General features: G+C 72.0%; 8 protein-coding genes. 7 read left to right on the forward strand and 1 reads right to left on the reverse strand.

Translation table 11 applies throughout. The annotated features are described in order from the left end of the window. The first annotated feature begins 41 nt into the window (after positions 1 to 41). The 7 genes from AF1_RS21855 to AF1_RS21885 all read left to right on the forward strand — a co-directional run bounded on the left by AF1_RS21855 (position 42) and on the right by AF1_RS21885 (position 7,054). Entirely contained in the window at positions 42 to 620 is a 579-nt protein-coding gene (locus AF1_RS21855) for a TerD family protein (protein WP_067802343.1), read from the forward strand. Between the two features lie 44 nt (positions 621 to 664). Beyond that, positions 665 to 1,822: an HpcH/HpaI aldolase/citrate lyase family protein gene (locus AF1_RS35930; RefSeq protein WP_067802346.1), complete on the forward strand. Its 1,158-nt coding sequence runs from the start codon at positions 665 to 667 to the stop codon at positions 1,820 to 1,822. Next, a complete protein-coding gene (locus AF1_RS35935) occupies positions 1,819 to 3,189 on the forward strand; it encodes a phosphoribosyltransferase family protein (RefSeq protein ID WP_067802349.1) in 1,371 nt (456 codons plus the stop codon). The genes AF1_RS35930 and AF1_RS35935 overlap by 4 nt, the downstream gene beginning before the upstream one ends. After that, a complete protein-coding gene (locus AF1_RS35940; protein ID WP_067802352.1) occupies positions 3,186 to 4,298 on the forward strand; it encodes a cysteine protease StiP family protein in 1,113 nt (370 codons plus the stop codon). The genes AF1_RS35935 and AF1_RS35940 overlap by 4 nt, the downstream gene beginning before the upstream one ends. Continuing rightward, complete coding sequence (locus tag AF1_RS21875) at positions 4,295 to 5,101, forward strand: HAD family hydrolase (RefSeq protein ID WP_067802355.1); 807 nt, start codon at positions 4,295 to 4,297, stop codon at positions 5,099 to 5,101. Before AF1_RS35940 ends, AF1_RS21875 begins: the two co-directional genes overlap by 4 nt. 124 nt (positions 5,102 to 5,225) lie before the next feature. Then, positions 5,226 to 6,545: an MGH1-like glycoside hydrolase domain-containing protein gene (locus tag AF1_RS21880; protein WP_067802358.1), complete on the forward strand. Its 1,320-nt coding sequence runs from the start codon at positions 5,226 to 5,228 to the stop codon at positions 6,543 to 6,545. A 17-nt stretch (positions 6,546 to 6,562) separates the two neighbouring features. Beyond that, a complete protein-coding gene (locus AF1_RS21885) occupies positions 6,563 to 7,054 on the forward strand; it encodes a hypothetical protein (protein ID WP_067802361.1) in 492 nt (163 codons plus the stop codon). On the opposite strand, the gene AF1_RS21890 is transcribed toward AF1_RS21885, so the two are convergent. Then, positions 7,051 to 7,341, reverse strand: a complete 291-nt coding sequence (locus tag AF1_RS21890; protein WP_084263198.1) for a YtxH domain-containing protein — start codon at positions 7,339 to 7,341, stop codon at positions 7,051 to 7,053. The two genes, AF1_RS21885 and AF1_RS21890, sit on opposite strands and share 4 nt — an antisense overlap. Positions 7,342 to 7,534 lie beyond the last annotated feature (193 nt).

Raw genomic sequence — 7,534 nt, forward strand, 5'->3', positions numbered from 1 at the left:
CCCGCCCCGCGACCCGTACTGATCACCGAAGGAGCCGAACGATGTCGATCTCGCTGCAGAAGGGCCAGAAGGTCTCGCTCGCCAAGCCCGGCGGCGGGACCCTCACCCGGGTCAGGATGGGGCTCGGCTGGGACGCCGTCGCCAAGAAGGGCCTGTTCGGCAGGGGCAAGGCGCAGTCGATCGACCTGGACGCCTCGTGCCTGCTGTTCGACGCCGCCGGGAACCTCGCCGACCAGGTGTGGTTCCGGCAACTGCGCAGCAAGGACGGGTCCGTCCAGCACACCGGCGACAACCTGACCGGCGAGGGCGAGGGCGACGACGAGGTCATCAACGTCGACCTGCAGAGCGTCCCGGCGAACATCACCCAGCTGGTGTTCACGGTGAACTCCTTCACCGGGCAGGACTTCTCGCAGATCGCGAACGCGTTCTGCCGGCTGGTGGACGAGAGCACCGGCCAGGAGATCGCCCGCTACGACCTGAGCGGCGCCGGCCGGCACAACGCGCAGATCATGGCCAAGGTGTCGCGGGACGGGCAGGGCTGGTCGATGACGGCGATCGGCGCGAGCGCGACCGGGCGCACGTTCCAGCACCTGCTGCCGACCGTGGCGACGCACCTGTGACACGGTGCCCGCGGTGCTGATCCGCCGCGTCTGACGAGGGGTCCATGCGGCATTTCGACCACATCGACGCGGCGCGTCGCAAGCATCTGTTCTACCGGCATCCGCGGTCGTTCGACCGGCACGACGATCCCGCGGTGCTGGCGGTCGCGCTCGGCGCGACCCTGTACACCCCCGCCACCCGGCCGGGTCTCGCCGACGACGTCGAGCGGGCCGCGCGGCGCGGCGTGATGAGCATGGTCGTGTGCCTGGAGGACGCGATCGCCGACGACGAGGTCGAGGCCGGCGAGGCGAACCTCGTGGCGCAGTTGCGGGCCCTGGACGGGCGCGGCACGGACGTGCCGCTGCTGTTCGTCCGGGTCCGCGACCCCCGGCAGATCGGTGACCTGCTCGGCCTGCTCGGCGACGCCGCCGCGCTGATCAGCGGGTTCGTGCTGCCGAAGTTCAGCGCGGTGGCCGGTGGAGCGTTCCTGGACGCGCTGGAGGACGCCGCCGTCCGCACGGGGCTGCCGCTGCTGGCGATGCCGGTGATCGAGAGCCCGGAGGCGGTGTACGCCGAGACGCGGGCGGAGATGCTGCACGACGTGGCGCGTCTGCTGGCCAAGCACCGCTCCCGGATTCTCGCCGTCCGGCTGGGGGCGACGGACATGTCCGCCGCCTACGGGCTGCGCCGGCCGCCGGATCTGACGATCTACGACATCCGGCCGGTGGCGAGCGTGATCTGCGACGTGGTGAACATTCTCGGCCGTGCCGACGGGACCGGGTACGTGGTGACCGGGCCGGTGTGGGAGTACTTCTCGGCGGGGGAGCGGATGTTCAAGCCGCAGCTTCGCCAGTCGCCGTTCGAGGCGCAGCAGGCGGTTCCGCTGCGGCAGCGGCTGATCACCTCGGACCTGGACGGGCTGATCCGCGAGGTGCACCTGGACAAGGCGAACGGCCTCACCGGCAAGACCGTGATCCATCCGAGCCATGTGGCGGCCGTCCACGCCCTGTCGGTGGTGACGCACGAGGAGTACTGCGACGCCGCCGACATCCTGGGCGTCGCCGGGGGCGGGGCGATGGCCAGCTCCTACGCCAACAAGATGAACGAGGCCAAGCCGCACCGCGCCTGGGCGCAGCGGCTGATGCTGCGAGCTCAGGTGTTCGGGGTCGCGGCGGAGGGCGTCACGTTCGTCGAGTTGCTGGAAGCGGCGGGTGGCCAGTGACTTCTTCCTGGGTGGCCTCGCGGCTGGGGGTGCGGCTGGCGGACGGTTCACGCCCGGCCGGGGCGGGGCTGTCGTCGCTGGTGGGGTTGGCGGTGCGGCGTAATCCGCGCCGGGCGCATCTGCTGGTGTCGGCTGTGCTGGGCAAGCACATCCCGACAGACCCGCGGCTCGTGTACGGGTCGGGGTTGCTGCTGGGGGAGCTTGTGCGCGCGCGCCTGCGGGGCGAGGAGGCGGTACATCCCGGTTCGCTTCTCTCCGATGCCCTGGATGGTGTCCCTGGCGCTGCCGCCGGTTTGCGTGACCTCATGCGTGCGCCTCGGGTTCCTGCGGACGCGATCGTCCTGGGCTATGCCGAGACGGCCACGGCCTTGGGGCATTCGGTGGCGGACGCCCTGGACGGGGCCTGCTACCTGCACTCGACACGGCGTCCCGTGCCCGGGTTCGCCGCTTACGGCGGGTTCGAGGAGGAGCACAGCCATGCCACGAGCCATCTGCTGCTGCCCGCCGATGCGGGGATGCTCGATCGGGACGTCCCGGTCGTCCTGGTGGACGACGAGCTCTCGACCGGGCGGACGGTGGTGAACACCATCCAGGCGTTGCATGCCGTCCGGCCCAGGGGGCATTACGTCCTGGCGGCCCTGGTCGACTTGCGCGGCGAGGCCGACCGGGCCCGGATGGACGATCTCGCCGGCCGGCTGGGGACCCGTATCGACGCGGTGGCGCTGGCAGGGGGGCATGTCGAGCTTCCCGAGGGCGTTCTGGAAGCGGGGCGGGCGCTCGTCGCCGGGCTCTCCGGAGGGTCTTCCGGCCCGGGCGAAGGGGCGTCCCTGGGCGAAGGGACGTTCGGCGTGTCGCGGGTCGCGCTGGACTGGCCCGCCGGGGTACCGGACGGAGGACGGCACGGCTTTCTCCCCGCGCATCGGGACCTGCTGGAAAAGGACCTGGCCCGCATGGCGGGCCGTGTCGCCGCGGGGCTCGGAGACGCCTCGCGCGTTCTCGTGCTGGGATTCGAGGAACTGATGTACGCGCCGCTGCGGCTCGCGGAGGCACTCGCCGATGCGCTGCCCGGCGTGGACGTCCGATACTCGACGACCACGCGTTCGCCTGTGCTCGCTGTGGACGACCCCGGGTACGCGATAAGGACGCGCCTGGTCTTCCCCTCCCATGACGATCCCGCCGATGGGCAGGGGGAGCGGTACGCCTACAACGTCGCTCCCGGCTTGGGTCAACGCGGGTTCGATCGGATCGTGTTCGTGGTGGACGACGTTGGAGACACTGAGGCACTCGCCGGCGGGCTCTTGGAGCGGCTGCGCGCGCTTGCCCCCGTGCTGGTCGCCACCGTGCCATCCCATAGGAGGGGTTTGTGAAGCCGCTGTACGGGCCGTCTTTCGGCAGCTACCCGGCGGAGGACGTCGCGTGGCTGCTCAAAGACCTCTCGCATGTGCGGCTGGAGGCGCCCACAGAGGATCGTGAGGCGGCGATCCAGGCGGGCCAGGCCCACTACGCCGAGTCGCTGCCCGTCGAATACCAGCCGGGCCCGGAGTACCTGCGGCTGTTCCACCGGGCGCTGGAGGCGTCGGCTGAGCGGCTCGCATACGCGACCGGGCTGGTCACCGAGCTGGTCCTCGCCGAACGCGGCCCGGACGCGGTCCTGGTGTCGCTGGCCCGCGCGGGGACGCCCGTGGGAATCCTGATGCGGCGCTGGGCCCGGTACGCGCACGGCCTGGACGTCCCGCACTACGCGGTGAGCATCGTCCGGGGCCGGGGCATCGACACGGTGGCGCTGCGGTACCTCGCCGGGCACCACGACCCGGCGTCCGTGATGTTCGTGGACGGCTGGACGGGCAAGGGCGCGATCACGCGGGAGCTGACCGCGGCGCTGGCGTCGCATCCGTTCCCGTCCGATCTCGCCGTCCTCGCCGACCCGGGGCGGTGCACCCCGCTGCACGGCACGCGCGACGACTTCCTGATCCCGTCCGCCTGCCTCAATTCGACGGTGTCGGGCCTGGTCAGCCGGACCGTGCTGAACGCGTCCCTGATCGGCCCGGACGACTTCCACGGTGCGAAGTCCTACCGGGAGCTGGCCGGCGACGACGTGTCCGCCGTGTTCCTCGACGCGGTGTGCGCGCGGTTCCCGGACGTGGCCGAACGCGTCGCCAAGGACCTGCCGGAGGCGCGGGCCGCCGACCGCGCGCCCGACTGGTCCGGGTGGGAGGCCGTCCGGCGTTGCGCCGAGACCGAAGGGATCGACGACCTGAACCTCGTCAAGCCCGGGATCGGGGAGACCACCCGGGTGCTGTTGCGGCGCGTCCCATGGAAGGTGCTCGTGCGGGCCGACGCCGGTCCCGAAGTGACGCACATCCGGTTGCTCGCCGACGAACGGGGGGTGCCCGTCCACGAGGTCGAGCCGGAGCGGTTCCCCTACGCGTGCATGGGCTTCATCCATCCTCGCTTTGGCAAGGGGGCCGTCCAGTGACCGTCCTGGTGTGCTCCGACCTCGACCGTACGCTCATCTACTCCGCCGCCGCGTTCGCTTTGGACGGGCCAGACGAGACCATGCCGCGTCTCCTGTGCGTGGAGTTCTACCAAGGCGCGCCGCTGTCCTACATGACGGAGGCTTCTGCGCGGACGCTCGAAACGCTCGTGACGGCCGCGACATTCGTCCCGACGACCACGCGCACACCGGAGCAGTACCGGCGCGTCCAACTGCTGGAGAAGCCGCCCGCGTACGCCATCTGCGCGAACGGCGGCCATCTCCTCGTGGACGGCGAGGACGACCCGGAGTGGGCGGAGACCGTCCGGAACCGGGTCGCGGAGGGATGCGCGCCGCTCGCGGACGTCCAGCACCACCTCGTCCAGGTGAGCGGTGACTTCGTCTTGAAGCGGCGTAGCGCGTCCGGCCTGTTCGCCTACATGGTCGTGGACCGGGCCTCGCTGCCCTCCGGATGGGTCGAGGACCTGACCGGCTGGTGTGCCGAACGCGGATGGCGGACGTCCCTGCAAGGCCGCAAGGTCTACTGCCTGCCCGCCCGCCTGACCAAGGCCGCCGCCGCCGCGGAGGTCGCCCGCCGCGCCGGCGCGTCCACGACGTTGTCCGCCGGTGACTCGCTCCTCGACGTCGAACTTCTCGAAGCCGCCGACCTGTCGATCCGTCCCGCCCACGGCGAACTGCACGACACCGGCTGGACGGCCCCGACGACCGCCGTCACCGCCGCGCGTGGCGTCGCCGCGGGGCAGGAAATCGCGGACTGGCTCCTGGAACGCGCGGCGGAACCGTAAATAATCACGTTCCGGCCCCTGTCCGCGTTGAGAAAAGACTCTCCCCAAGGGGTCGCCGTGGCCGCCATCTGAGGCGACAATCACGGTGAACCCCTCTCGCTCCGGAGGAGGGCACCTGGACCACATGAGCTCCCGTCTGACCGGCGACGAGACCGCGCTGTGGAAGGCCGCGGCCCGGGTCCTCGACGCGAACTGGACCGGCACGGCCACCGCCGCGTCGCCCGGCCTTTACCCGCACCAGTGGAGCTGGGACTCCGCGTTCATCAGCATGGGGCTTGCCCGCCACCGCCGCGACCGCGCCGAGGCCGAACTGCTGTCCCTGTTCCGCGGCCAGTGGGCCGACGGGATGCTCCCGCACATCGTGTTCAACACGCGGCTCGCCCGGCACGCGTTCTTCCCCGGCCCCGAACTGTGGCGCAGCGAACGGCAGCCGGACGCGCCGCACGGCGTCCACACCTCCGGGCTCACCCAGCCGCCGCTGCACGCCCTCACCGCCCTCCGCCTGCACGAATGCGCCTCCGACGGGGAACGCAGCCGGGCGTTCCTGGCCCGCCTCTACCCCAAGCTGGCCGCCCAGCACCGCTATCTCGCCCGCGCCCGCGACCTCGGCTCCGGCGGGCTCGTCGCGATCTGCCACCCGTGGGAGTCCGGGCTCGACAACAGCCCCGCCTGGGACCGTCCGCTCGGCGAACTCCGGCTCCCGCCGTCCTCCTACGCGCCCGCGCAGCGCCCCTGCCCGCTGCCGAACGGCGAGGACTACGACCGCTACGTCCGGCTCGCCGCCCTCATGCGGGACGCGGACTACCGTCCCGGCTACCTCCGCGACACACACCCGTTCGCCGTCGAAGACCCCCTCGTCAACGCCGTCTACCTGGCCTCCACCCACGCCCTCGCCGACATCGCCGAGATCATCGGCGCCGATCCCGTCCCGCACCGGGAGGACGCCGACCGCATCCACCGCGCCGTCCTCGACCGGCTCTGGGACGCCGAGGCCGGCTGCTTCCGCGCCCGTGACCTGCGCGACGACCGGCTGCTGCCCGTCATCACCGTCGGCTCGTTCGGGCCCCTCCTCGACCCCGAACTGCCCGCCCCCCTCGTCCGCAACCTCGTCGACCTGCTGCTGTCCGCCCGCTTCGCCGGCGCCGCCGGATACCCCGTCCCCACCTGCGACATCCAGGCTCCCGCGTTCGACCGCGCCGGCTACTGGCGCGGCCCCACCTGGATCAGCACGAACTGGCTCGTCTGGTACGGCGCCCTCGGCCACGGCCTGCCCGTCGTCGCCGACCTGCTCTACGGCTCCACGATGCGGCTCGTCCGGCAGTCCGGCTTCCGCGAGTTCTTCGACCCGTTCGACGGCACCGGGCGCGGCAGCCACGACTACGCCTGGTCCGCCGCGCTCGTCCTCGATCTTCTCGGGGCCCGCCGCGCGTCCCAGGCGGCCTGATCGCTTACCGTTGAGGCATGCGCCCACTCCGGGGTTCCCTGCCCGCCACGGTGCGTGACGCGCTCCCGCTGGAGCGCGGTGAACGCGTCCTCGCCGCCGCCCCCACCCGGGGCGGCTCCCACGTCGCCGCCACCACGACGGCCCTGCACCTGCCCACGCCGTCCGGCGGCTTCACCCGCATCCCCTGGGAACGCGTCGACCACGCCACCTGGAAGGACGGGTGGCTCCACGTCCAGGAGACGGCCGCGGGCCCCGACCACCACGTCCGGCTCACCGCCCCGGGATCGGTGCCCGAAACCGTCCGGGAACGCGTCACCGCCACCATCGCCGTCAGCCACCAGGCGCAACTCCCCGCCGGCAAGGTCCGCATCGTCGGCCGGCGTCCCGCCGCCGGCGGCGAGGTGCGCTGGACGTTCGTCTTCGACAGCGGGCTGGACCCGTCCGACCCGGGCCTGCGGGCCCAGGCCGAACAGGTCCTGGAGGATCTGCGCCGCCAGACCGGCCTCTAGCCGGGATGCACCTGCGGCCGGTCCTCCTCCGCCGTCTTCTGCCGGCCCTGCAACTGCTCGGGCACCCGGCCCTTCGCCGACGAGGCCAGACCACCGGCCTTGTCGCGCGCCGCACCCGCGAACTCCTCGCCCTTCGCCCGCAGCCGGCCCGCCGCCTCCTGCACGTTCGGGTTCTCCGACACCTGCTGCGACAACCGCTTGATCTGCTCGTACCGCTCGCGCCCGGCCTTCGTCCCGAGGACGTAGCCGACCGCGGCGCCCGCCATGAACATCATGCGCGTCTTCATTCGAACTCCCACTACGGCGGAATCGTGCCACCCCCATACCCGCAGGCGCCGCCCCCATCCATAACGCGTGCGCGAACAGCCCCGGACATGCGCTAACCTAGACGCGCCGACAGGGGCCGAGGGCCCCTCCGGCCGAACGATCCCGCGTAGCTCAATCGGCAGAGCAGCCGGCTGTTAACCGGCAGGTTATTGG

Source organism: Actinomadura formosensis NBRC 14204, assembly GCF_001552155.1.
In the GTDB taxonomy this organism is placed as follows: Bacteria; Actinomycetota; Actinomycetes; order Streptosporangiales; family Streptosporangiaceae; genus Spirillospora; species Spirillospora formosensis.

What these genes read in the sequence shown, in the direction of transcription:
- AF1_RS21885 (WP_067802361.1), top strand. Translation starts at nt 6,563, where the DNA reads ATGCGCCCACTCCGGGGTTCCCTGCCCGCCACGGTGCGTGACGCGCTC.
- AF1_RS21855 (WP_067802343.1), top strand. Translation starts at nt 42, where the DNA reads ATGTCGATCTCGCTGCAGAAGGGCCAGAAGGTCTCGCTCGCCAAGCCC.
- AF1_RS21890 (WP_084263198.1), bottom strand. Translation starts at nt 7,341, where the DNA reads ATGAAGACGCGCATGATGTTCATGGCGGGCGCCGCGGTCGGCTACGTC.
- AF1_RS21880 (WP_067802358.1), top strand. Translation starts at nt 5,226, where the DNA reads ATGAGCTCCCGTCTGACCGGCGACGAGACCGCGCTGTGGAAGGCCGCG.
- AF1_RS35930 (WP_067802346.1), top strand. Translation starts at nt 665, where the DNA reads ATGCGGCATTTCGACCACATCGACGCGGCGCGTCGCAAGCATCTGTTC.